This window comes from Amycolatopsis eburnea (assembly GCF_003937945.1).
Taxonomy (GTDB): Bacteria; Actinomycetota; Actinomycetes; order Mycobacteriales; family Pseudonocardiaceae; genus Amycolatopsis; species Amycolatopsis eburnea.
The window spans coordinates 127,065-149,369 of record NZ_RSEC01000036.1 but is presented as its reverse complement, the minus strand read 5'-3'; the positions used below and the strand labels follow the sequence as shown (position 1 = coordinate 149,369).

At 71.2% G+C, this 22,305-nt stretch carries 22 protein-coding genes; 9 read left to right on the top strand and 13 right to left on the bottom strand.

Annotation, left to right across the window (positions count from 1 at the left end):
* Positions 1 to 129 precede the first annotated feature (129 nt).
* On the top strand, positions 130 to 516 hold the full coding sequence (locus EIY87_RS13195) for a cold-shock protein (RefSeq protein ID WP_086861937.1): 387 nt from the start codon (positions 130 to 132) through the stop codon (positions 514 to 516).
* On the opposite strand, the gene EIY87_RS13190 is transcribed toward EIY87_RS13195, so the two are convergent.
* From EIY87_RS13190 to EIY87_RS13180, 3 genes are read right to left on the bottom strand one after another with little or no spacing between them, the layout of a single operon-like run.
* Complete coding sequence (locus tag EIY87_RS13190) at positions 513 to 989, bottom strand: DUF2771 family protein (RefSeq protein ID WP_125307994.1); 477 nt, start codon at positions 987 to 989, stop codon at positions 513 to 515. The genes EIY87_RS13195 and EIY87_RS13190 overlap by 4 nt on opposite strands.
* An 11-nt stretch (positions 990 to 1,000) precedes the next feature.
* On the bottom strand, positions 1,001 to 2,929 hold the full coding sequence (locus tag EIY87_RS13185) for an MFS transporter (RefSeq protein WP_125307993.1): 1,929 nt from the start codon (positions 2,927 to 2,929) through the stop codon (positions 1,001 to 1,003).
* 38 nt (positions 2,930 to 2,967) lie between these two features.
* Entirely contained in the window at positions 2,968 to 3,747 is a 780-nt protein-coding gene (locus EIY87_RS13180) for a glutaminyl-peptide cyclotransferase (protein WP_125307992.1), read from the bottom strand.
* 51 nt (positions 3,748 to 3,798) lie between these two features.
* Between EIY87_RS13180 and EIY87_RS13175 the strand changes: the two genes are divergently transcribed.
* Together EIY87_RS13175 and EIY87_RS13170 are read left to right on the top strand one after the other, a co-directional pair.
* A complete protein-coding gene (locus tag EIY87_RS13175; RefSeq protein WP_125307991.1) occupies positions 3,799 to 5,499 on the top strand; it encodes a DUF3027 domain-containing protein in 1,701 nt (566 codons plus the stop codon).
* On the top strand, positions 5,486 to 8,299 hold the full coding sequence (locus tag EIY87_RS13170; RefSeq protein WP_125307990.1) for a sacsin N-terminal ATP-binding-like domain-containing protein: 2,814 nt from the start codon (positions 5,486 to 5,488) through the stop codon (positions 8,297 to 8,299). Before EIY87_RS13175 ends, EIY87_RS13170 begins: the two co-directional genes overlap by 14 nt.
* On the opposite strand, the gene EIY87_RS13165 is transcribed toward EIY87_RS13170, so the two are convergent.
* Entirely contained in the window at positions 8,296 to 8,523 is a 228-nt protein-coding gene (locus EIY87_RS13165; protein ID WP_125309709.1) for a DUF2530 domain-containing protein, read from the bottom strand. The two genes, EIY87_RS13170 and EIY87_RS13165, sit on opposite strands and share 4 nt — an antisense overlap.
* Positions 8,524 to 8,605: 82 nt before the next feature.
* Here EIY87_RS13165 and EIY87_RS13160 point away from each other — a divergent pair, with 82 nt between their 5' ends.
* A complete protein-coding gene (locus tag EIY87_RS13160; RefSeq protein WP_125307989.1) occupies positions 8,606 to 10,078 on the top strand; it encodes an NCS2 family permease in 1,473 nt (490 codons plus the stop codon).
* Here the strand turns inward: EIY87_RS13160 and EIY87_RS13155 are convergent.
* Positions 10,068 to 10,598, bottom strand: a complete 531-nt coding sequence (locus EIY87_RS13155; protein WP_125307988.1) for a hypothetical protein — start codon at positions 10,596 to 10,598, stop codon at positions 10,068 to 10,070. The two genes, EIY87_RS13160 and EIY87_RS13155, sit on opposite strands and share 11 nt — an antisense overlap.
* Positions 10,599 to 10,702: 104 nt before the next feature.
* Between EIY87_RS13155 and EIY87_RS13150 the strand changes: the two genes are divergently transcribed.
* Positions 10,703 to 11,134 carry a MarR family winged helix-turn-helix transcriptional regulator gene (locus EIY87_RS13150; protein ID WP_125307987.1) on the top strand — a complete coding sequence of 144 codons (432 nt, stop codon included), beginning with the start codon at positions 10,703 to 10,705 and terminating at the stop codon, positions 11,132 to 11,134.
* A gap of 113 nt (positions 11,135 to 11,247) precedes the next feature.
* Entirely contained in the window at positions 11,248 to 12,504 is a 1,257-nt protein-coding gene (locus tag EIY87_RS13145; protein WP_125307986.1) for an MFS transporter, read from the top strand.
* Positions 12,505 to 12,625: 121 nt separating this feature from the next.
* Here EIY87_RS13145 and EIY87_RS13140 read toward each other — a convergent pair whose 3' ends face one another.
* The 7 genes from EIY87_RS13140 to EIY87_RS13110 form a co-directional block, all read right to left on the bottom strand.
* A complete protein-coding gene (locus EIY87_RS13140; RefSeq protein WP_125307985.1) occupies positions 12,626 to 13,147 on the bottom strand; it encodes a hypothetical protein in 522 nt (173 codons plus the stop codon).
* Positions 13,148 to 13,265: 118 nt separating this feature from the next.
* Positions 13,266 to 14,303: a hypothetical protein gene (locus EIY87_RS13135; protein ID WP_125307984.1), complete on the bottom strand. Its 1,038-nt coding sequence runs from the start codon at positions 14,301 to 14,303 to the stop codon at positions 13,266 to 13,268.
* Between the two features lie 212 nt (positions 14,304 to 14,515).
* A complete protein-coding gene (locus EIY87_RS13130; RefSeq protein ID WP_125307983.1) occupies positions 14,516 to 15,325 on the bottom strand; it encodes an arylamine N-acetyltransferase family protein in 810 nt (269 codons plus the stop codon).
* Positions 15,326 to 15,430: 105 nt separating this feature from the next.
* Entirely contained in the window at positions 15,431 to 16,054 is a 624-nt protein-coding gene (locus EIY87_RS13125) for a superoxide dismutase (RefSeq protein WP_003088226.1), read from the bottom strand.
* Positions 16,055 to 16,247: 193 nt separating this feature from the next.
* Entirely contained in the window at positions 16,248 to 16,910 is a 663-nt protein-coding gene (locus tag EIY87_RS13120; RefSeq protein ID WP_125307982.1) for a biliverdin-producing heme oxygenase, read from the bottom strand.
* A gap of 73 nt (positions 16,911 to 16,983) precedes the next feature.
* Positions 16,984 to 17,580, bottom strand: a complete 597-nt coding sequence (locus EIY87_RS13115) for a TetR/AcrR family transcriptional regulator (protein ID WP_125307981.1) — start codon at positions 17,578 to 17,580, stop codon at positions 16,984 to 16,986.
* 51 nt (positions 17,581 to 17,631) lie between these two features.
* On the bottom strand, positions 17,632 to 19,131 hold the full coding sequence (locus tag EIY87_RS13110; RefSeq protein ID WP_191984077.1) for a glutamate-cysteine ligase family protein: 1,500 nt from the start codon (positions 19,129 to 19,131) through the stop codon (positions 17,632 to 17,634).
* Positions 19,132 to 19,344: 213 nt separating this feature from the next.
* On the opposite strand from EIY87_RS13110, the gene EIY87_RS13105 reads away from it, so the two are divergent.
* Genes EIY87_RS13105 through EIY87_RS13095 form a run of 3 tightly spaced genes read left to right on the top strand, consistent with a single transcriptional unit; the run spans position 19,345 to position 21,159 of the window.
* The gene (locus EIY87_RS13105) at positions 19,345 to 20,151 is read left to right on the top strand and encodes a TrmH family RNA methyltransferase (RefSeq protein WP_125307979.1); all 807 of its coding nucleotides are present in this window, start codon (positions 19,345 to 19,347) and stop codon (positions 20,149 to 20,151) included.
* Positions 20,152 to 20,182: 31 nt separating this feature from the next.
* Complete coding sequence (locus EIY87_RS13100; protein WP_125307978.1) at positions 20,183 to 20,803, top strand: DUF2537 domain-containing protein; 621 nt, start codon at positions 20,183 to 20,185, stop codon at positions 20,801 to 20,803.
* Positions 20,803 to 21,159, top strand: a complete 357-nt coding sequence (locus tag EIY87_RS13095; RefSeq protein ID WP_125307977.1) for an MmcQ/YjbR family DNA-binding protein — start codon at positions 20,803 to 20,805, stop codon at positions 21,157 to 21,159. Before EIY87_RS13100 ends, EIY87_RS13095 begins: the two co-directional genes overlap by 1 nt.
* Positions 21,160 to 21,250: 91 nt before the next feature.
* Here EIY87_RS13095 and sepH read toward each other — a convergent pair whose 3' ends face one another.
* A complete protein-coding gene (sepH, locus tag EIY87_RS13090; protein WP_125309707.1) occupies positions 21,251 to 22,093 on the bottom strand; it encodes a septation protein SepH in 843 nt (280 codons plus the stop codon).
* Positions 22,094 to 22,305 lie beyond the last annotated feature (212 nt).

The following is a 22,305-nucleotide window of genomic DNA, read 5'->3' as shown; positions in this document are numbered from 1 at the left end:
GCAGAGGGTATCCGCCGGTATCGACTTCTCCCCAGGGCATGTGGCGAGATACCCTTTACCCAGCGCGCCCTGGGTACGCCCCCGGGCGCGTTCGTCGTGAGCGGGACAGCAGAAGGATTGGTGAGGGAAGTGCCGACCGGCAAGGTCAAGTGGTACGACGCGGAGAAGGGGTTCGGGTTCGTCACGCAGGACGGTGGCGCCGACGTCTACATCCGCAAGGCCGCGCTGCCGCAGGGCGTCGAGGGGCTCAAGGCCGGCCAGCGGCTGGAGTTCGGCGTCGCCGACGGCCGTCGCGGTCCGCAAGCGCTCTCCGTCCGGTTGCTCGACCCGCCGCCGTCCGTCGCCGAGGCGCGCCGCCGTCCCGCCGAGGAGCTGCACGGCCTGATCGAGGACATGATCAAGCTGCTCGAGCTGAAGGTGCAGCCGGACCTGCGGCGCAACCGCTACCCGGACCGCAAGCACACCAAGCAGATCGGCGAGATCATGCGCGCGGTGGCCCGGGACCTCGATCCCTAAGCCTCCAGCCGGAGACCCCACACGTCGCTGGGCAGCAGGCCCGACTCGCCGGTGCTCGAGTTGAGCACGGCCGTGTACTTCTGCACGTCGACCGCCGAGATGCGGTCGGCGGGCGTCGGCGGCGTGACCGTGTAGGCGTAGCGGTCCAGCGATGTGAACGGGATCGGGTCGCTCTGCTTGTACTCGCCCTGCGGGGTGACGTACTCGTAGACGATCTGCCACGGCGCGTCGGCGACCTCGCCGGGCACGGAGATCTGCACGGGCTTGCCCGGGCGGACCTTCAGCGTCTTCGTGTCGCCCTTGGCGCTGCACGGCTGCGCGAGCTGCCGCGAGTAGTCGCAAGTGAGCACGGGCGTGGTGTTGATCGTGTGGCCGTCGGCGTAGAACGTGACCTCGGCCGGGCCGGGTGCCGAGCAGCCGGCCACCGCGAACCCACCGGCCGCAAGCAGGGCCACCACCCGGGAACGTCGCATGGGTTCAGACCCTACCGGCGGGGCGCCGCGTCCCTGGGCAGGCCCTGGGCCGGGAAGCTGCCGGTCGGCTCGGGGCGCAGCGGCCGGTCGCCGCCGAGGCCCGGCACGAGCGAACCGCCGCGGCGCACGAGGTACGTCTGGGTCAGGCCGACCGCCAGCACGATCGTGATGACCAGGAAGCCGATCCAGTACGTCGGCGGCAGCAGCAGGCCCGCGCCGCCACCGAGGCACCAGGCCAGCTGCAGCACGGTTTCCGAGCGGCCGAACGCCGACGCGCGCGACTCCTCCGGCAGGTCTTCCTGGATGACGGCGTCGAGGCTGATCTTCGCGAGCGCGCTGGCCGTCGCGCCGACCAGGCCGACGATCGCGGCCGTGGCGAGGCCGGGCAGGATCGTCGCGACCAGCGCGGCCAGCACGCAGCCCGCCACGCAGCCGACGATCACCTGGTCCGGGCTGCCGAAGTGCAGGCGCGAGCCCAGCGCGTTGCCGAGGAACCCGCCTGCCCCCGCCGCGGCGCCGATCACGCCGAGCAGGAGCAGCTGCATGAACGGCGTCTGCCCGGTGCCTTCGGTCTGCGCCTTCACCGCGAACGCGGCGAACATCATGAGGAAGCCGGTGAGCACGCGCACCGAGCCGTTGCCCCACAGCGCGACGACGATGTGGCGCCCCAGCGGCTGGCGGCGCTTCTTCTCGGTCGGGTGCGCCGAAAGCGACGTCGGGACCTCGCCCTCGGTCGCCTCCACCCAGGCCGGGATCCGCATCGACTGCACGGCGGCGGCGACGCAGATCAGCGCCGTGAACCACAGCGCGCCCGCCGAGCCGGTGATCGCGTTGACCCCGCTGGCCAGCGCGCCGAACGCGCCCGCGGCGACCAGGCCGAACGTCGTCAGCCGGGCGTTGGTCTTCGACAGCGTGATCTCGGACGGCAGCACCCGGGGCGTCACCGCGGCCTTGAGCACGGTGAACGACTTCGAGAGCACCATCATCCCGAGCGCGGCCGGGTAGAGCAGCCAGTCGTCGAAGTGCAGCGCCATCACGACGGCCATCAGGGCCTGGCCGACCGAAGACGCGCACATCGCGAGCCGGCGGCCGCGCTGCACCTTGTCGAGCGCCGGCCCGATCACCGGCGCGACCAGCGCGAACGGCGCGATCGTGATGAGCAGGTAGAGCGCCACCTTGCCCTTGCTCTCGCCGCTGGTCGCGGCGAAGAAGAGGGTGTTGGCCAGCGCGATCGCCATCGCCGCGTCGCTGGCGTAGTTCAGCATCACGGCGTAGGTCAGCGAGGTGAGCCCCGACTTCTCGGCGCCGTCGGCCTTCGTCGCGCGCTGGAAGGCGCCGACGGCCTGGCCGGTCAGCTGGCGGCTGCGCATCGCCGCCACCCGCGTGACGGTGATCTTCTTCGGCAGCTTCGGCGTGCCGCCGGGCGTCCGCGGTTCTTCGCGCGGCGGCAGCGGCTCGGCCTCCGGCGGCCGCGGCTCGCCGGCGTAGCCCCCGGTGTCGTAGTGCTCGTACTCGCCGCTGCCGGGGTGCCGGTCGCCCTGGTAGAAGCCGGCGGGCTCGCGGCGGACGGGCTCGGTGCGGTGCGGGTCGCGCGGCGGCGGGTACGGCCGCGCCCCGCGTGGCGGCGGCGGCCGGTGCCCCATCGGCGCGGCGGCGGTCGGCGCCTCGTTCGCGTCCGGCGGCCCGTAGTACCCACCGCGCGGGGGCGGCGGGGGCGCGGGCCGTTCGACGCGGGGCGGCGCCGCGCTGCGGTGCTCGACACGGGTGCGCTCGGCCGGCGGCGGGCCGGGGTGCTCGACGCGGGTGGGCTGCGGGTCGCGGGCGGCCTCGCGCCAGCTGCGCGCCTCCGCCCCGCCCGGCTCCGGCGTCCAGCGTCGCTTCGACTTGCGGCCGCGCGGCTGCGAGCCGGAGCCGTCGGAGCGGGAGCCGAAGAGTGCCACGTGTCAATCCTGCCTTACCGGGGGTCGGTCTCGCCTGCTCATCCGTGCTTTCCGGCGGAGACCGGGACGAACCTCACCCGGAACGTGACCGGCCACTGCTTCCCGGCGAGCAGGAATTCGCCGGTTCCCGGGACGGCGGCGATGCCGTTGAGCACGGCCTCCGCGTCCGCCGGGTTCACCCTGGCACGCAGCTGACCTGCGTCGATGGTGCCGGTGACGTGCCCGGTGGCCGCGTCGACCCGCAGGATCGTATCGGTGTGCCAAACGTTTGCGTAGACGTCGCCGCCAACGCACTCGAGCTCGTTGAGCTGGTCGCGCCCGACGTCGACGCTCCCGGTCACGGCGAACGTCTTCGGGTCGCGGAAGGTGAGCCGCGACGAGCCGTCGCTCATGACGAGCCGCCCGCCGTCCTGGTGGCACAACCCCCAGCCTTCGCCCTGGTAGGGCACCCGGCGCAGTTCGGCGAGGGTCTTCGAGTCGCGTTCGATGGCGACGCCGTCCTGCCAGGTGAGCTGCCAGAGCGTCGGCCCGAGCACGGTGACGCCCTCGCCGAACAGCGGTGACGGCAGCGTGGCCGTGGTGGCGGGCGGCCCGCCGGCGGGCCCGGCGGTGAGCGTCGACCGGCCGGAGAGCCCGGTGCTCTCGTAGAGCGTGTCCCCGGCGAACTCGAGCCCTTCGGTGAAGGCGGCGGGGTCGTGCGCCAAGGTCGAGACCACCTCGACGGTGAGCTGTTCGGGGCTGGTTTCCGGTCCGGGAGCCCCGGCGCAGCCGCCGAGCGCGGCGGCCAGCAGCAGGGTGGTGACGATGGGCGTGCGCACGTTGAACAGCCTGGCACGGGCGCCGCGGATGCGTGCGGCACAATTGGCCGCATGACTTTGCTGCTGACCCTCGACGACGGTTCCGTGCAGCGCAAACTCGCCGACGCGGTGGAGTTCGCGCGAGCCGCGGTGCTGGAGGAAGCGCCCGCGGAGCAGCTCGGCACCCACGTGGGGGTCACTCGCGAGGACGCGGTCACGGCAAGTCACCTGTTCGAGGCCCAGGTCCCCGGCTACCGCGGCTGGCGCTGGTCGGTGACGGTGGCACTGGCGGCCGACGAAGACCCGGTGACGGTCAGCGAGGTCGTCCTGGTGCCCGGCCCGGAGGCGCTGATCGCCCCGCCGTGGGTCCCGTGGGAGCGCCGCGTCCGCGCGGGCGACCTCGGCGTCGGCGACATCTTCCCGACGGACGAGAACGACCCCCGCCTCGCCCCGGCGTACCTGCAGTCCGACGACCCGGCGGTGGAGGAGGTCTCCCGCGAGGCGGGCCTGGGCCGCGTCCACGTGCTGTCCCGCTTCGGCCGCACGGAAGCAGCCGCCCGCTGGCACAGCGGCGAGTTCGGCCCGCGGTCGGACATGGCCCGCAGCGCACCGGACGTGTGCGGGACGTGCGGGTTCTTCGTGCAGCTGGCGGGCTCGTTGAGTGGCGTGTTCGGGGTCTGCAGCAACGACATCGCCCCGGCGGACGGCCACGTGGTGGACGTCGAGTACGGGTGCGGCGCGCACTCGGAGGTCGAGGTCGAGGTGACGTCGTCGGTGCCGGTGGCGGAGCTGGTTTACGACGACTCGCTGTTGGACTTCACGCCGGTGGAGAAGGCCGAGGAGCCGGACGCGGCGGCGGTGGCGGAGTCGGCGGTGGCGGAGCCGGAGGCGGAGGTAGTGGCGCCGGAGGCGGAGGTAGTGGCGGCGGAGGCGGCTGCCGCGGAGGCGGCGGAGGCGAAGCCGGAGACGGCGGCCGAGTCGGCGGAGCCGGAGGCGGCTGCAGCGGAGGCCGAGCCGGACGCGGCGGTGGCGAAGCCGGAGAGCGCGGAGCCGGTGGCGAAGCCGGAGACCGCAGCGGCAGTCGAGACGGCGACGGAGCCGGAGGCGGCTGCCGCGGAGGCGGCGGTCACGGCGGCCGAGCCGGAGACCGCAGTGGCGGCGCCGGAGGCGGTGGCCGCGACGACGGAGCCGGAGGCGGCTGCCGCGGAGGTCGAGCTGGAGTCGGAGCCGGAGGCCGCGACGGCGGAGGCCGCGGCGCCGGACCAGGCGGAGGCAGCGATCGCGGAGCCGGAGACGGCGGCCGAGCCGGAAGTTGTGGCGGGCGCCGATTCGGCGGAGCCGGAGACCGCAGCGGCGGTGGAGACGGCAGCGGCGGAGCCGGAAACGGCGGTCGCGGAGGCGGACGTGTCGCCCGCGGAGGTGGAGCCGGAGGTAGCGGCGGTCGCCGAGCAGACGGCGGCGCCGGAGGTCAGCGCGGCCGAGCCGGTGGCGGTTGAGCCGGCTCAATCCGACACGGCTGTGGCTCAGGGCGAGCAGACGGTCGCCGAGGGCGCGGTCAGTGCTGAGCCGGTTGAACGTGATGTTCCCGAGCCGGCGGAAGCTGAGCCGACTCAGGCTGAGGTCACCGATGTGGTCGCCGTGGAAGAGCAGCCGACCGATGGGGCACAGGCGGCGGAGTCGGTTGAGGTGACCGGTGCCGGGACGTCGGCCGGCGAGGACGACGTGCCCGAGGCCAGCGCGGAGGCCGAGCGGCGTGATGATGGCGGGCGCTGAGCCGGTCGGGGACGATCCGTTCGGTTGCGCTCGGCTTCGTGAGGCGACCCTGCGTGCTTGGCGGGACTCGCCGACGCGGCTCATCGAAGACACCAACGTCGAGCGCGATCTGCGGGTCGGGGCGTACCGGGATCGGCTCTTCGTCGAGCTGGCCCAGAACGCCGCCGATGCCGCCACGGCCGCCGGGGCGCCCGGGCGGGTGAAGGTGTCGCTTGTGGACCGGGAACTCCGGTTCGCCAACACCGGTGCGCCGCTCGATGCTCGTGGGGTTGCTTCGCTTGCCTCGCTTCGGGCTTCCGGGAAGACCGGCGAGAGCGTCGGGCGGTTCGGGGTCGGGTTCGCCGCTGTGCGGACCGTTTCCGACGAACCTCGCGTCGTCTCCCGCACCGGTGGCGTCGCCTTCTCCGCCGAGCGGACCCGGGCCGCCGCCGGGATCGAGGGGGACGTTCCCGTTCTGCGGTTGCCGTGGCCCGTGGACGGCGATGTGCCGGACGGCTTCGACACCGAGGTCCGGCTCCCGTTGCGGGACGACGTCGACGGCGACGCGCTCCTCGACGAACTCGCACGCGACGTCGGCGATCTCCTGCTCGCGCTGCCTTGGCTGGCCGAGTTCGAGGTCGGGGGTCGCGTTTGGACTCGCTCTTCCGACCAGGACGTCGTCGAAATCCGGGGCCCGGTAGGGGAAACCCGGTGGCTGACTCATCGCGGCGACGTCGTGTGGGCCGTGCCGATCGGGCGGGACGGCGTGCCGGAGCCGCTGACCGAAGACGTTTTGCGTGCTCCTACGCCGACCGATGACGCGCTGTCGTTGCCCGCTCGGCTGATTGCTTCCGTTCCGGTCGAACCTTCGCGACGCCGGGTGTTGCCCGGGGCCGAACTGACCGCGGCGCTGGAGAAGGCTGCCGCCGAGTACGTCGGGCTTGTGCGGGCGGTCGCCGCCGAACACCGGTTCGCGCTCGTTCCGGTGCCCGGCTTTCCGAAGTCTACTGTGGACGCTGCCTTGCGCGATGGCGTGCTTGCCGCGCTCGGCAACGAGACTTGGGTGTCTACTCAGGACAAGAGTGAGGTTTCCGGGCGGCAGGCCAAGATTCTCGACGTCGAGGTACCCGGACTGCCGGAGCTGCTCGCCGAGCTCGTGCCCGGGCTGGTCAAGGGAGATGTTCCGGCGCAGGCGCTGAAAGCCGTTTCCGGGCAGGTCATCGGCGTCGAAGAGGTGCTGGAAACGCTTACCGGGGTGTCCAGGGATCCCGGCTGGTGGCGTGAGGTCTACGCCGCGCTTGCGATCGGCGTCGACTCCCATGCGGTGAACGCGTCCAAACTGGATGGACTACCGGTTCCGCTGTCGGACGGCCGGACGCTGCCGGGTGCGCGGGGCTCCCTGCTGGTCGAAGGGTCCGCGGAGCTGCTCGAACTGCTGTCCGATGTGGACATCCCGGGGCTCCGGCTGGTGCACCCCGCCGCGGCGCACCCGTTGCTGGAACGGTTGGGGGCCAAGCACGCCGACGCGCGCGAGCTGCTCAACGCCGATCAGTTGCGGGACGCCGTCGAGCGCAGCGTCGAGGACGTGCGGTCCGGATTGGACGGTACGACACTCGCCGGTGCGGTCCTGCGGCTGGTCGCCGACTGCGGCGATGACGCCCCGCGCTGGGTCGGCGCGCTCGCGCTGCCCGCCACCGACACCTGGCGCCGGGCCGACGAGCTCGTGCTGCCGTCGTCGCCGCTCATCGACGTCTTCGACGAAGAGGTCTTCGAGGAGGACGGCGCGCTCGACGTCCTCGACGAGGACTTCGCCGAGGACTGGCCCGCCGACACGCTCAAAGCCGCCGGCGTGCTCGACTCGTTCGCGCTGGTCGTGGACGACGAGCCGCACGAACCCGAACACGACCTGCCCGACGAAGAGACCTGGTGGGACTCGCTGCCGGAGCCGCCGTCGACGCTCGTCGCGATCCGGGACCTCGACCTCGTCGCCGACGACTCCTGGCCCGCCGCGCTGCGCCTGCTCGCGGCGCGCCCCGAAACCTGGCACGCCCTGCGCGCGCCGCGGGGGCACGCCGCCTGGTGGATCGCGCAGTACGCCGTGCTCGGTGGGTTCGCGCCGAACGAATGGCGCCTGCCGGACGCCGATCTGGCGGGGCTCTACGACGAAGTTCCCGACCTCGGGCTCGGCGAGCAGCTCCTCGCGGCCGCCGGGGTGCGGGCGGATCTCGATCTGTCCACAGTGGAGGAGGCCGAGGACCTGCTCGACCGGCTCGCCGACCCGGATCGCGTGGTCCCGGCCGGGCTGGTGACCCGCGCTTACGACGCCGTCGTCGAGTCGGGGCTCGGACCGCGCGCGCCGCAAGGGGTCCGGGCCGCGGACGGGTCCGTTGTGGACGACGCGGTTGTGCTGGACGTGCCGTGGGTGGCCGGGGCGCTCGAGCCCGATCGGTACGTGGTCGCCCCAGAGGACCCGGAGCGGCTCGCCGACCTGCTCGACCTGCCGCTCGCGAGCACCGCGCCCGCCGAAGTGACCAGCGAGGGCGAGTACGCGCCCTGGGCCGAGCTGCCCGCGCTGAAGCTCGTCGCCGACCTGCTCGGTGCCGGGCTGCCCGACGGCGGCGTCCTGGTGCACGACCCGCTGACCGTGTCGATCCAGGGCGCCGAGCACGACGTCCAGTGGTGGTCCGATGACCGGCTGCACGCGGCCGACACGTCGGAGGGGCTCGCCCGCGCGTTCGCCTGGGCGGCCGGGCGCTGGCCCGACCGGCACCTCATCACGGCGCTGCTCGACGACCCGTCACCGCGGACGCTGCTGAGCTAGAGGCGTTGGGCCGACTTCGAGCCGCGGCGGGCGGCGGCGCGCTGCCAGCCGATGATCGCCATGCCGATGAAGCCCAGCGCGAAGCCGGACAGCGCCGTCTGCACCCAGAGCCCCGATGTCGTGAAGAAGAGCACCACCAGCGCGACAGCCCAGATCGAGGTGCCTACGATCACCACCGGCGTCAGGTCGGTCAGCTTCTTGGGCAGCTCCGGCGTGTGCCGCAACGAGCCCGTAACCTCCGGTGGATTGATCGGTTCACTCACGAGGTGCAGGGTACTCCGCAGCAGCGACAGAATGGGCAGGCGAATGGCGGAGCAGGAGACGACCCGCGCGGGGACGTCCACACTGGACCGGTTCTTCAAGATCACCGAGCGGGGTTCGACGGTGTCGCGCGAGGTGCGCGGCGGCCTGGTCACCTTCGTCACGATGGCCTACATCGTGGTGCTGAACCCGCTGATCATCGGCAGCTTTTCCAGCGACGACGCGGGCGCGCACAAGGACCTCCTCGGCGGCATCCTGCCCGTCTCGCAGGTCGCCGCGGTCACGGCGCTCGTCGCCGGGGTCATGACGATCCTGATGGGCCTGATCGCGAACTACCCCTTCGCCATCGCGACCGGGCTCGGCATCAACAGCCTGGTCGCGGTCACCATCGCCCCGCAGATGACCTGGCCGGAGGCGATGGGCCTGGTGGTCATCGAGGGCGTGATCATCGTGCTGCTGGTGCTCACCGGCTTCCGCACGGCGGTGTTCAAGGCCGTGCCGGCCGCGCTGAAGTCCGCGATCGCCGTCGGCATCGGCGTGTTCATCTGCCTGATCGGCCTGGTCGACGCCGGGTTCGTCCGCCGGCTGCCGGACGCCGCGCACACCACCGTCCCGGTGGGTCTGGGCATCAACGGCTCGATCGCCTCCTGGCCGACCGCGGTGTTCGTCGTCGGCCTGCTGGTCACCGGCATCCTCGTGGTGCGGAAGGTCAAGGGCGCGATCCTCATCGGCGTGCTGGCGTCGACGGTGCTGGCCATCGTCGTCGAGGCGATCGTCAAGGCCGGGCCGTCGAAGGGCACGAACCCGCTCGGCTGGAACCTCGGCTACCCGGCGCTGCCGGACCAGGTGCTCGGCCTGCCGAACCTCTCGCTCGTCGGTGACGTCTCCTTCGGCGCCTGGACGCGGCTGCCGATCATCACCGTCTGCCTGCTGGTGTTCACGCTGGTGCTCGCCGACTTCTTCGACGCCATGGGCACCATGACCGGCCTCGCGAAGGAGGCCGACCTGCTGCCGAAGGACGGCCAGCTGCCCAACGTCGGCAAGGCGCTGTTCGTCGAGGGCCTCGCGGGCGCGGCCGGCGGGTTCGGCTCGGCCAGCTCGAACACGGTGTTCGTCGAGTCGGCGTCCGGCATCGCGGAGGGCGCGCGGACCGGCCTGGCCAACGTCGTCACCGGCGTGCTGTTCATCGCCGCGATGTTCCTGACGCCGCTCTACCAGGTGGTGCCGGTCGAGGCCGCCGCGCCGGCGCTGGTCGTGGTCGGCGCGATGCTGATGTCGCAGGTCCGCGACATCGACTTCACCGACTACTCGATCGCGCTGCCGGCGTTCCTGACCATCGTCGTCATGCCGTTCACGTACTCGATCGCCAACGGCATCGGCGCCGGCTTCGTCAGCTACGTCGTGATCCGCGCGGCGACCGGCAAGGCCCGCCAGGTCCACCCGCTCATGTGGGTGATCGCGCTGGCCTTCGTGGCGTACTTCGCGGTCGGGCCGCTCCAGGCGGCGTTCAGCTCCTGATCTTCAGGGCTTCGTCGAGCACGCCCCGGTCGCGCTCGAACTCGGCGGCCGGGGCGTCGAACCGGACCGTCACCAGCGCGTCGCCGGCGCCGAGGCCGACCACGGTCACCCGCCGCGGCACGCCGTCGCGGTCGTAGGTGAAGTCCCACTCCGCGGCGTCGAGGTCGGCGATCGGGGCGTGCTCGGCGACCGTGCCGCCCTGCCGGCCGGCGACCGCCTTGAGCCCGCTCAGCACGTCCTCCTGCGTGATCGGCACCCGGTCGGTCTCGAGCAGGACGTCACCCCGGCGGTAGCTCGCGCGCTCCTTGTCGCGGCTCACCGCCCAGCCCGACGGCACCAGGATCTCGATCGCGGGACCGTCCGCGAGCCGGTAGACCTCCAGCGCGCCTTGGCCGGTCGACGGCGCGGGTGAGGGTGGCGGTGCGGCCGCCGGGGTGTCCGCCCGGGGCCAGAACAGCGCCGCCGCGATCGCCAGGACCGCCGCGCCGGCCACGGCCGAGCCCACCAGCTTCTTGTTCATCCGACCCCCAGGTTTCCCCGGTGAGGACGCACGGCGCGTATTCCGGGTTGCCGCTTGACGGAGATCACCCGTGCGGCCGAAGTTTCGTAAGGTATGCTAACTATATGTCCGGCGACACGCACGAACGCTCCTTGGCGAGTCGGTTGCGTCTCGCGGTGGTCCGGCTCAACCGCCGGCTGCGGGCACAGCGCGTCGGGGACGACCTCACGCTCACGCAGGTCGCCGCGCTGTCCACCCTGCACAAGTGCGGTGCGCTGACCCCGGGTCAGCTCGCCGCGAAGGAAGGCGTCCAGCCGCCCTCGATGACGAGGGTGATCGCCGCGCTCGAAGAGATGCGGTTCGTCGAGCGGCGCCCGCACCCGACCGATGGCAGGCAAGCCATCGTCGAGTTGTCCGAGAGCGGACTGGCCTACGTTCGGAAGGCCATCTCCGTGCGGGAGGCGTGGCTGGACCGGCAATTGGCGGAACTCGGCGACGAAGAGCGCGAAGTGCTCTCCAAAGCCGCCGAAATCATCGACAGGATGGCGGGGAACTAACCACGGTGACGGCCACGGGTAGCGAAACGAAGCGTTCGATCGAGACCACTGCTACCCGGGACACGGCGCCACCGCCGTCCGCTTCACCACCATCTCCGGCCAAGCGCGGCAGCATGTTCGCGTCGCTGCGGGTCCGCAACTACCGGCTGTTCTTCACCGGCCAGGTCATCTCGAACATCGGCACCTGGATGCAGCGCATCGCCCAGGACTGGCTGGTGTTCACCCTCAGCGGCAACAACCCGATCGCCCTCGGCATCGCGGTCGCGCTGCAGTTCGCGCCGACGCTCTTCCTCTCCCTCTGGGCCGGCGTCCTCGCCGACCGCGTCGACAAGCGGCGCCTGCTGACCTGGATCCAGGCCGCGGCGTGCGCGCAGGCCGTGGTGCTCGGCGTCCTCGACATCACCGGGCTCGTCGCGCTGTGGCAGGTCTACGTCCTGTGCTTCACGCTCGGCATCACCGCGTCGCTCGAAGTGCCGACGCGGCAGTCGTTCGTCGCCGAGATGGTCGGCCGGGACCAGATCGCCAACGCGGTCGCGCTGAACTCGTCGATCTTCAACATGGCCCGCATCGTCGGCCCGGCGATCGCCGGGTTCGCGATCACCTGGATCGGCACCGGCTGGCTGTTCATCGCGAACGCCCTCAGCACGGTCGCGGTGATCATCGGGCTGCTGATGATGAACCCGGACAAGCTGTTCCGCGTCGCGGCGGTGCCGCGCGAGAAGGGACAGCTGGTCGAGGGCCTCCGGTACGTCCGGCGGCGCTCCGACCTGATGACCGTGATGGTGCTGGTGCTGTTCGTCAGCACGTTCGGCATCACCTACTTCAGCTCCCTGCCGATCGTCGCGGCGAACGTCTTCCACACCGCCGCCGACGGCTACGGCCTCCTTTCCACCTTGGTCGCGGTCGGCACGTTCACCGGCGCGGTGATGTCCGCCCGCCGCGGCACCAAGGGACGGCCGCGGGTGCGGCTGATGCTGGTGTCGGCCTTCTTCCTGGGCGTGTTCGAGCTGATCACGGCGTTCATGCCGACGTACCTCACGTTCGGCCTCGGCCTGATCCCGCTCGGCTTCGCGACGATGACGTTCCTCAACACGGCGAACGCGCTGGTGCAGACGTCGGTCAGCCCGGAGATGCGGGGCCGCGTGATGGGCCTGTACGTGCTGGTCCTGATCGGCGGCAACCCCATAGGCGGACCGATGGTCGGCTGGATGGCGGACGCCTTCGGCGGGCGATCTCCCTTCTACATCGGCGGAGCGGTTTCGGCGCTGGCCGCGGTCGTGTGCGCGGTGGTGCTGATCCGGCGGGGTGGCGTTTCGTGGCCGGTGCAGCGGGGGTTCGGGCTGCGGGTGCTCAAGCGGGCGAAGGTCTAGCGGCTGCGTTGGCTGGTCGGGGTGGGAGGTTGTATGCTGATGTCGCTCCCGCCATTAGGCGGGCGAAGTGAACCCGGCAGCCTTCCGGACGGTGGGCGGGCCGGGTTTCGCGTTTCCGGGATCAGACGACTCTGACGTCCGAGACGAATTCTTTCGCTCGAGCCTTCCAAAAGCCTCCTCTTTGCCAGCACCAGGCGAGCGCGTCAGGGATCGCGAGCAAAGGCTCTTCGTGGGCGCGGTGGTGGCGGTACTCCAGTGCCTCACAGCCGTGCAGCCGGGTCGACCGGTAAAGGATTCGGCGGTCGAGTTCAAGCACGGATTCATCCGTCTCGATGACGAGCAATCGCGCGTCGGTGGCCGCGAGGTCGGCGATCAGGCCGTCGAGACAAGCCTCTCGCTGTCGCCTGCGCTCGTGCGCCGAGCCATCGTAGATCGTGACCGCCGGATGCAACTCCGCGATGGCGTCGAGGATCTGCTTGCGTCGGTTGTCGCTCTCGTGGGTGAAGTGCAACCGCCGCTGCCCGGGGAGTATCAAGCCGCGAATGACCTGGCGGCCCAGGCTGAGGCCGCCGGGCAGTACCGCCGCGGCGGTGACGAGATAGCCGCCGCGCTTGCTTTCGTCGACGAAGACATGAGCGGTCACCCCGGATATTGTGCCGCCGGAATCGGCCCCGTAATCGAGGGACCCCGTTCCGTAGTTGCGACACGCTCGGCGGTTTCGGCGCCGGCCGCGGGGCTGCGGGGCTGCAGCGGGTGAAGGTCTAGCGACCCAGGAGCGGCGGCACCACCTCCTCGGCGAACGCGCGCAATTCGCCGTCGGGCTTTGCGCCGTCGATCCAGCTGATCTCGAGAGTCTGCCGGGAATCGTCGAGGAGCTGGATCTCGATGTTGGTGCCCAGCGTCTTCTCGTGCGCGGGACGGCCGGCGACCCGATCGGTGAAGGAGCCGGTGCTGTCCTGGTGGTAGGTCAGCGTGATCGACTTGAGGTCCTCCTCGTGCCGGCAAGACCCGAAGGGGCCGGGCTCCAGCTGGTCGAGCGGGACCTTCAACGCGCGGGACAGCTGGGTGCACAGTTGCCAGGTGATCAGCGGGTAGGGCGCGTCGGTGATCCCCGTGCCGAGGATCGGGGTCATCTCCCGGGGCTTGTCCGCGGCCGGCAGCGATGGCCCCGGGGTGGTGATCGCGCCGACCATCGGGCCGGCCAGTGCCAGCGCGATGGCGCGGTAGTCGTGCTCGGCCCGGTCTCCCGGCACTTGGTGCACGCTCAGCCGGAGCGTGGGGCGCACCCACTTCTCGGTCGAGTCGCTCAGCCGGACCGCGAGGATCCGGCCGAAACCTTCCGGTCCGAACCGGGTCAGCTCGCCCTGGCGGCCGGCGACGGTCACGGCCTCGGGATCGACACCCTTCGTCGGCACCGGATCGGCCCAGAACGTGGCCGAGACGTCCAGGTTTGCCGAGACGACGTGGCACAGCCCGTTCTTGTCGACTTCGCGCAGCACCGGGCCGCCCAGCGCGCTCGCCCACGTCTGCTCCGGCACCGCTCCGCAGAGCACGTGGCCGCTCGTGCGGCCCGGCAAGGCGACGGCCAGCTCTCCGGTCGGCATCGGCACCTGCCGGACCACTTCGCCGCCGGGTGACGGCCACTGCGAAGGCAGCTCCGACGGTTTCGCGGGCGACTCCGGCGAGTCGCGGGTCAAGAACCAGGCCAGCAAGGACAGCACGATCACCCCGGCCGAGACCGACAGCGCGATCAGGACCGTGTGGTCTTTCCTCGGTGGGTACATCCCCCTTGTGTTCACGCTGTGACCGTAGCGACACGCACCGACAAAAACCGGGGGTTTCCGCAGGCGGTATCACTCGAACGAGTGAGATGTGAGTCTCCCTGGCGCGACCCTTGCTCAGAGAGATGAGGTTAGGCTAACCTCATACACGTCCGCTTCGTGGTGGGAGCGGCAGTCAGTTCGGGAACGGACGGAGCCCCGGCACTGGGAACCCCAGGCCGGGGCTTCGTTCACGTCAGGGCAGTGTTCGGGCTGAGTGCCCCGCTCGTCAAGGGACTCCCACCCGGTGGGGTCGGCAGGCGCGTCAGCGGGAGGCCGAAGTAGACGCGGTAGGCCGTCCGGATCGCGGCTTCGGTCGGCAGCACGACTTCGTTCCGGACGCCGTCGACCGTCTCGATCAGCTTGTCGCCCGACAGCGTCACGCGGCCCTGGGACGTCGGGCGCGAGCAGGTCAGCGAGCGCGTGAAGTGCGACTCCGGGGACGTCGACTGCCACCACGCCATCGGGACGAAGTCGGCCAGGGGACGCGCACGGCGCTCCAGCCGGTACTGCGGCTTGCCGTCCAGCAGCACGTCGACGTCGCCATCGGGGGTGTCCAGCAGCAGGAACTCGCCGTCCGGGTCGAGCTGGGCGTCCACGCCGGACAGGCGCAGCGGGTGCCGGGAAAAGCGGCCGAAACCGACGTCGACCAGCCACGGCTCGTCGAGGTCGACGACGATCGCCGCGTGGTCCAGGGGCGGGCCGAGGCTGCCGTCGGGGCGGAAGACCTTCGCCGCGTGCAGGGTCGCGGAGTAGCCGAGCTCGCGCAGCAGGGCCGCGAAGAGCCCGTTCAGCTCGTAGCAGAACCCGCCTCGCCGCCGGTGCACGATCTTCGCGAACAACGCCGCTTCGGTCAGCTCGACGGGTTCGCCCAGGTGGATGCTCAGGTTTTCGAACGGGACCGCGGCCAGGTGACGCTCCTGCAGGTGGCGCAGGGTCGCGAGGTCGGCCGCGGCGGGGCGCCGCACCCCCAGCCGGTCCAGATACGCGTCGACGTCCATGCGTCCAGCCAAACACCTCGACCGCACTCGAGGTCAAGCGATTTCACCTCCCGACGAAAAACGGGGCCCTCCCGCGAAGGAGGACCCCGTTGACGGCGAACGCGCTCAGCCGAGCAGCAGGCCGTTGCCGCCGGCCACGGCGTTGTCGAAGCGCTTGGAGATCTCCGCCCAGTTGAAGATGTTCCAGAGCGCCTTGACGTAGTCCGGCTTCACGTTCTTGTAGTCCAGGTAGAACGCGTGCTCCCAGACGTCGACCAGCAGGATCGGCACGGTCGGCAGGATCAGGTTGTTGTGGTGGTCGCGCAGCTGCTGGGTGATCAGCGTCTTGCCGATCGGGTCCCAGGAGAGCGCACCCCAGCCGTTGCCCTGGATCGTGGTCGAGACGGCGGTGAACTGCGCCTTGAACTTGTCGAAGGAGCCGAACGCCTCGTCGATCGCCGCGGCCAGCTCGCCGGTCGGCTTGTCGCCGCCTTCCGGCGACAGGATCTTCCACCACACGACGTGGTTGGCGTGGCCGGCCAGGTTGAAGGCCAGCGTGGTCTCCAGGCCGACGATCGAGCCGAAGTCGTTCGCTTCGCGGGCGGCTTCGAGCTTGTCGAGCGTGTCGTTCGCGCCCTTGACGTAGGTCGCGTGGTGCTTGCTGTGGTGCAGCTCGTTGATCTCGCCGGAGATGTGCGGCGCGAGGGCGCCGTAGTCGTAGTCGAGATCGGGCAGCTCGTAGCGGGCCATTGGCCCTCCTTCTGTCTTCGACACAAGTTTCCGGTACCGAACCTAGTAGCACACCACCCTTCGCGGCGAGCGGGGGCGGGTGGCCGTCACAGCGTGGGACGGCGGGCTCGTAGGTGGCGTACCCGAGGGTCCGCCACCCGAAACCGAGCCTGCTACCTGGACTTAACTGGAGGTCAACGAGCTGTGAGGACGATCATGCGGCGCGGTACTCGTCCAGCCGCCGGGCCAGTTCGTCGAAGACCGCGACGTTGCACTCGAACGCGACCAGCGTCTCGTCGATCACGCGAGCGCGTTCGGCCTCGTCCCACGGCGCGTTGTCCAGCTTCGCGCGGTACTGGTCGCGGAACCGCGGGGCGCTGCCGATCTCGTCGAAGTGGTAGAAGAGCGCGCCCGCCTCGGCCACGTCGTACTGGCGCTCCAGCAGCCGGCGGATGGCCTGGCCGCCCGCGATGTCGCCGAGGTAGCGCGTGTAGTGGTGGGCCACGTACCCGCCGGCCCACGTGGACGCTTCGCGCACCCGCTCGACGTACGCCTGCGTCGAGGCGAGCGGCGCGATCGTCGTGCGCCAGTCCGGACCGACCAGGTGGGCCAGGTCGCGCTCGAGGTTGGGCAGCCGGCGGAGCTCGTCGAAGACGAATTCGCCCCCGACCGGGTGACCCGCCATCGCGTCGCTCGCCGCCTCGATGGCGCCGTAGATGAAGTAGTACTGGATCGCCAGCTGGGTGTAGCCCGCCTGCGACAGCTCGCCGCCGAGCAGGGCGCGCATGTACGTCGAGTAGTTGGCCTTCTCGTGCACCTCGAGCGTCGACGCGCGCAGCGTCGCCGAGAACGGTCGGGCGTCCGTGGTCACCGACATGGGCAGGCCTCCCGGCGATCGATCTGACACGCTGTCAGAAAGATCGTAGGCCACAATTCCGGCTTAGGCTACCCTAAATCGACGCCCCGACCGCCCGGAGCACGAACCGCACCGCCGCTTCGACGACGTCTTCGAGCTGCTCGGGCGGGCCGTCGACCAGGGTCCGGTTGCCCAGTGCCGCGGTGATCATCGGGATCAGCACGTCCGGGTCCTCGGCGGGCCAGCGCCCCAGGTCGACGCCGCCGGCGAGGATCGCGCGCAGCCGGTCGGTGATCGGGTCGGCGTGCGCGCTGATCCGCCGGTACGCCGCCGGCGCCAGCGCCGACGCGAGCGCCGTGCCCGGCGGCATGTGGTACTCCGCCAGCACCCGTAGCTGCAGGCGGACGAAGGTGGCCAGCTGGTCGGCCGGATCGGCCTGGGCCTCGACGGCTTCGGTCAGCCGCGTGACGTACCGGGCGGCCTCGTCCTCGACGAAGGCGACCAGCAGGCTTTCCTTGTCGGGAAAGTGGTTGTACAGCGCTGTCCGGCCCACCCCGGCGGCCGAGGCGACGCCGGCGAGCGTGATCGCGTCGAAGCCGCGTTCGTAGAGCTGCGCGCGCAGGACGTCGAAGACCCGCGTCCGCACCTCGCGCCGGTGGGCCTCGAGCGACTCACCGAGAATCTTCGGCATCCGCCCAGGCTAGCGGGAAGCCCGCACTTTCACGTGAAAGTGCGGCCTTGGTCAGTCGGTGACGGGCCAGGTGTGCACCGGCTCGCCGGCCTCCGACAGCTCCAGGTAGCGCCCGAGCATCAGGCTCAGCGCGGCTTCCCGGTCGAGTCCGCGTTCCTGCGCGCGCAGGACGTAGTCGCGCTGCCAGGTCGCCCCGGTCCGCCGCGCGAGGCAGCGGCGCTCGACGATCCCGAGGTAGCGCTCGCGGGCTTCGTCGGAGACGTCGGAGCGGCGCAGCCCCTCGTGGGCGAGCGGCAGCAGCACGCGCAGCGCCAGCTCGTCCGGCGGGATCCAGCCGATGCCCGGCCAGTACAGCTGCGCGTCGAACCCCCGGCGCGCGCCCGCGTAGAGGTTTTCCTCCGCCGCTTGGAAGGACATCTGGCTCCACACCGGGCGTTCCGCCTCGGCGAGCGCGCGCTGGGCGCCGTAGAAGAACGCCGCGTTCGCCACCGTGTCGACGACCGTCGGCCCGGCCGGCAGCACGCGGTTTTCGATCCGCAGGTGCGGCAGGCCGTCGACGACGTCGTACACCGGGCGGTTCCAGCGCCAGATCGTGCCGTTGTGCATGCGCAGCTCGGTCAGCTTCGGCGCCTGGCCCGCGTCGAGCGCTTCGATCGGGTCCTCGGCGTCGGTTTCCGGGAGCAGGCCGGGGAAGTAGCGGACGTTCTCCTCGAACAGGTCGAAGATCGACGTGATCCAGCGCTCCCCGAACCACACGCGCGGCCGCACGCCCTGGTTCTTCAGCTCTTCGGGCCGGGTGTCGGTCGCCTGCAGGAAGAGCGGGATCCGCGTCTCGTGCCACAGCGCCTTGCCCAGCAGGAACGGCGAGTTCGACGCCAGCGCGATCTGCAGCCCGGCCAGGCACTGCGCCGCGTTCCAGTGCGCGGCGAACTCCTCGGGCGCGACCTGGAGGTGCAGCTGCACGCTGGTGCACGCGGCTTCGGGGAGGATGGATTCGGCGTAGCTGCGCAACCGTTCCGGCTGCTGGCCCGGCAGTGGCGCGCCTTCCATCGCGAGCACCGTGCGCTCGCCGCGCGCGGCGAAGATCTGGTCGTTCAGCGTGGAGTAGCGGGTCTTGTTGGTGAGCCACTTCTGGTCGAAGTGCTCGTGCTTCAACGTCGGCAGGATGCCGATCATGGCCAGCGCCGACCCGGTGTCCCGCGCTTTGGACGCGGCCGTGCCGAGGTACGCACGGAGGTCGTCTTCGAGCTGCAGCGCCGAATCGCCGGCCAGCGGCCGCGGCGGCACGTTCAGCTCGATGTTGTGCTGGCCCAGCTCGGTGGTGAACGACGGGTCGTCCAGCGCCTCCAGCACGGCGGTGTTCGTCATCGACGGGCGCAGCTCGTGGTCGACCAGGTTCAGCTCGACTTCGAGGCCGATGTTCTTGCGGGGGAACGAAAAACTGCCGTCCGTGAGCATCCGGGCCAACGTGTCCAGGCAGCGCTGCACCTTGCGGCGGTACCGCCCGCGGTCCAGCGTGTTGAACGATCGAGCCGCGAGGTCCATCCCCATGACCATCCCTGCTTCGTGCGTCGGCGTGGAACTAGGACGTGTTTCAAGTCCTGGCGGACAACCGTTACACAGGCGATGCACCCGTGCTAGCGGCCAAACTGGTGCTCTCCGTCACGACCGGTTAACCGAAAGCAAAATGGCCCCGTTCGTACCACCCGCGCCAGGACGTTCGGACCAGTCCGGCGCCCGGCAAGCGGGTGACAGACTGGGCGGATGGGCGTGATCCACATCGACGATTCCGGCGACCCGCGGGTCGACGACTTCCGCGACCTGTCCACTGCGGACCGGCGGCCGGACCGGCCCGGCGGGCGGGGGTTCGTCATCGCCGAAGGCACCGTCGTGGTGTCCCGCCTGCTGGCGTCGCGGTACCCCGTGCGGGCGCTGCTCGGGGTCGAGCGGCGGTTCGCCGAGCTGGCGGAAGAACTCGAGGGAATCGAGGCGCCGCAGTACGTCGCGTCCGCGGAAACGATGGCCGACGTGGTCGGGTTCCACCTCAACCGCGGCATCCTCGCGGTCGCCGACCGGCCGGCGCCGCTCACGGTTTCCGAAGTCGTCGACGGCGCCGATACCGTTGCCGTACTGGAAGGCGTCGGCGACCACGAAAACCTCGGCGCGCTCTTCCGCAATGCGGCCGCGCTCGGCGTCGGCGGGGTGCTGCTCGGGCCCGGCTGCTCCGACCCGCTGTACCGGCGCAGCGTGCGCGTGTCGATGGGGCACGTGCTGCGCGTGCCGTTCGGGCACCTCGCGGACTGGCCGGGCGGGCTCGACGACCTGCGGGCGCGCGGGTTCGCCGTCGCGGCGTTCACCCCGCGACCGGGTTCGATCCCCCTGCGTGAACTGCGCGCGCACGCGCCCGGGCGGGTGGCGTTGCTCTTCGGTGCCGAGGGTCCCGGGCTGACCGAAGCGGCGCTGGCGGCGGCGGATCACGCGGTGCGGATACCCATGCCGGCCGGGGTCGACTCACTGAACATCGCGACCGCCGCCGCGGTGGCCTTCTACGAACTGGCCCCGGGTGGCTAAGGTGATCCCCTGGTCTGGGCGAAAGGACACCATGGAGCTGCGGATCCGCGGCGAGCGCGCCGTGCTGGCCGGTCCCGGCGGGGAGCACGCGCGCGAGGTGGACCCGCACAAGCTCGCGATCGGCGCCGACCTCGCGCAGGCCCTGCACGAGTGGGCGCGCGTCGCGGCCGCCGTTTCGGCCGAATCCGGTGAGGAAGCGGGCGCGGTCGTCTCGCAACGCGGCCGTCAGCTGGCCGGGCGGCTCGCCTCGGTGATGGGCACGACCGTCCGGTTCGTGGACCCGGTGACGGGTGCCGACACGGTCGTCGAGCCACCGCCGCGGGAGCCCGAACCCGGCCAGCGGCTCCTCCGGACGGTGCTGGGCCCGGTCGGGCCGCCCGGTGAACCGACGCCGTGGCTGACCGGGCTGACGGTGTCGGCGTTCATCGCGGCCGTCGTCGTCATCGCGATGCTGGCGCTGGCTTCGACGCTGGCCAGGGAGACGAACGGGTGGCTGGCGCTGGTGGCGGCGGTCGTCGTGACGGCGGGGATCGCGCCGTCGCTGTGGCTGGTGCGGCGCACGCCGATCCTGCGGTGGGCGGCGTACGGCGCCGCGGGCGGCGTGGTGATCGCGTGGATCGGCGTGCTGGTGATCGCGTTCGGCGGCGCCTGATGAGCGCGCCGCTCGACGCGTTGCGGAAGCTCTGCCTCGCCCTGCCCGAAGTGACCGAGCGGCTCAGCCACGGGACGCCCGCCTGGTTCGTCCGCGGCAAGAAGACGTTCGTCATGTTCCACGACGACCACCACGGCGACGGCAGGCTCGCCTTCTGGTGCCCCGCTCCGCCCGGCGCGCAGGAGGAACTCGTGCGCACCGAGCCGGAGCGGTTCTTCCGGCCGGCGTACGTCGGGCACCGCGGGTGGGTCGGCGTGCGGCTGGACGTCGACGTCGACTGGGGTGAGGTCGACCGGATCGTGCGCGAGGCCTACCGGCAGGTGGCGCCGAAGACGCTCGCGGCGCTGGTGGACTAGCGCCCCAATGTGGCGTTCGGTGCGTTGGACGCACCGAACGCCACATTGGGTGCGTTGGACGCAACCAACGCCACATTGGGGCGCTTGAGACTCAGCCGCGCTGGGAGCGGACCCCGAGCAGCACGTCCTCCCAGGACGGCACGATCGGGTGGTTCTTCTTGGCCTTCGGCCGCGCCTGCTCGGCGGTGTCCTCTTCCGGATCCGCCGGGACGCGCGGGATCTCGCGGGTGTCGTCGTCCGGGTCCGGCTCGGCCGACGGCAGCTCGGCGCGCTCCGGCGCGACCGAGTCCAGCGTCGGCTGGAACTCGGCCTCCCGGGCCGGCTCCAGTGCGCGGACCGTCCGGGGCGGGCGGTAGGCGTTCGGGTCGAGCAGGACCTCGGCGTTCTCGTCGAGCGCCGTGACCGTGCCGCCGTGCGCGCCGGGGGAGAACGCCCAGTGCGCGCGGTTGTCCGACCGGCCGGCCTTCCACTGGAGCACGACGACCCAGCGGCCGTCGTCGCCCTTCCACGAGTCCCAGGTGGCCTGCGAGTAGTCGTGCCCGCGGACGCCGAAGCCGTACGCGACGACCTCGCCGAGCGTCTGCACGTCGGGCCCGTCTTCGCGGACGGGGTGGGCGCTCTGCGCCATTTCGGCGGTGCGCGAGCGCTCCAGCAGGACGGGGTAGGCGAAGCGTTCGACGCGCTGCACCGAAATGCCGGCGCCGTTCGCGACCTGCTCGACTGACTCGCCGGCGCGGATTCGCGCCTGGATCTCGCGTGGCCGCATCTGGCTCTCCAACTCGATTTCGATCTGGCCGAGGCGGGTGATGTCCCCCCGCGCAGCCGCGCGCAGTCGCTCATCGGCCGGGAGCAGGAAGCGGGTGCGGCTCGCCGGGTCTTCGAGCACGATGGACTTGCCGTCCTCGTGCAGCCCGACCACTCGCAGCGCCCGCATTGTTTTCGCCTCCCCGATCTTCTTCACCGTTGTGGGTGCCCACGTTAGAACGGCGCGTCGACTTGACGTGCGAGGCGCGCCGAGTCCGTGCCGAACTGCCCACTGTTCATTTCGCGACGCTCGCATCATGGGTCACCCAGGTCAGCGGGTGCTGTGTGACACGCCGGACACGGTCAGTCACGATCGAGTGGATCAGGGCGGCGGCGCGGTTG

Excerpts from the sequence above, each read along its gene's own strand:
- EIY87_RS13130 (WP_125307983.1), bottom strand. The coding sequence starts at position 15,325 with ATGGACGTCGACGCGTATCTGGACCGGCTGGGGGTGCGGCGCCCCGCC.
- EIY87_RS13160 (WP_125307989.1), top strand. The coding sequence starts at position 8,606 with ATGGCGGAGCAGGAGACGACCCGCGCGGGGACGTCCACACTGGACCGG.
- EIY87_RS13190 (WP_125307994.1), bottom strand. The coding sequence starts at position 989 with ATGCGACGTTCCCGGGTGGTGGCCCTGCTTGCGGCCGGTGGGTTCGCG.
- EIY87_RS13110 (WP_191984077.1), bottom strand. The coding sequence starts at position 19,131 with ATGGGGATGGACCTCGCGGCTCGATCGTTCAACACGCTGGACCGCGGG.
- EIY87_RS13175 (WP_125307991.1), top strand. The coding sequence starts at position 3,799 with ATGACTTTGCTGCTGACCCTCGACGACGGTTCCGTGCAGCGCAAACTC.
- EIY87_RS13155 (WP_125307988.1), bottom strand. The coding sequence starts at position 10,598 with ATGAACAAGAAGCTGGTGGGCTCGGCCGTGGCCGGCGCGGCGGTCCTG.
- sepH (WP_125309707.1), bottom strand. The coding sequence starts at position 22,093 with ATGCGGGCGCTGCGAGTGGTCGGGCTGCACGAGGACGGCAAGTCCATC.
- EIY87_RS13115 (WP_125307981.1), bottom strand. The coding sequence starts at position 17,580 with ATGCCGAAGATTCTCGGTGAGTCGCTCGAGGCCCACCGGCGCGAGGTG.
- EIY87_RS13095 (WP_125307977.1), top strand. The coding sequence starts at position 20,803 with ATGAGCGCGCCGCTCGACGCGTTGCGGAAGCTCTGCCTCGCCCTGCCC.
- EIY87_RS13100 (WP_125307978.1), top strand. The coding sequence starts at position 20,183 with ATGGAGCTGCGGATCCGCGGCGAGCGCGCCGTGCTGGCCGGTCCCGGC.
- EIY87_RS13125 (WP_003088226.1), bottom strand. The coding sequence starts at position 16,054 with ATGGCCCGCTACGAGCTGCCCGATCTCGACTACGACTACGGCGCCCTC.
- EIY87_RS13120 (WP_125307982.1), bottom strand. The coding sequence starts at position 16,910 with ATGTCGGTGACCACGGACGCCCGACCGTTCTCGGCGACGCTGCGCGCG.
- EIY87_RS13105 (WP_125307979.1), top strand. The coding sequence starts at position 19,345 with ATGGGCGTGATCCACATCGACGATTCCGGCGACCCGCGGGTCGACGAC.
- EIY87_RS13150 (WP_125307987.1), top strand. The coding sequence starts at position 10,703 with ATGTCCGGCGACACGCACGAACGCTCCTTGGCGAGTCGGTTGCGTCTC.
- EIY87_RS13145 (WP_125307986.1), top strand. The coding sequence starts at position 11,248 with ATGTTCGCGTCGCTGCGGGTCCGCAACTACCGGCTGTTCTTCACCGGC.
- EIY87_RS13170 (WP_125307990.1), top strand. The coding sequence starts at position 5,486 with ATGGCGGGCGCTGAGCCGGTCGGGGACGATCCGTTCGGTTGCGCTCGG.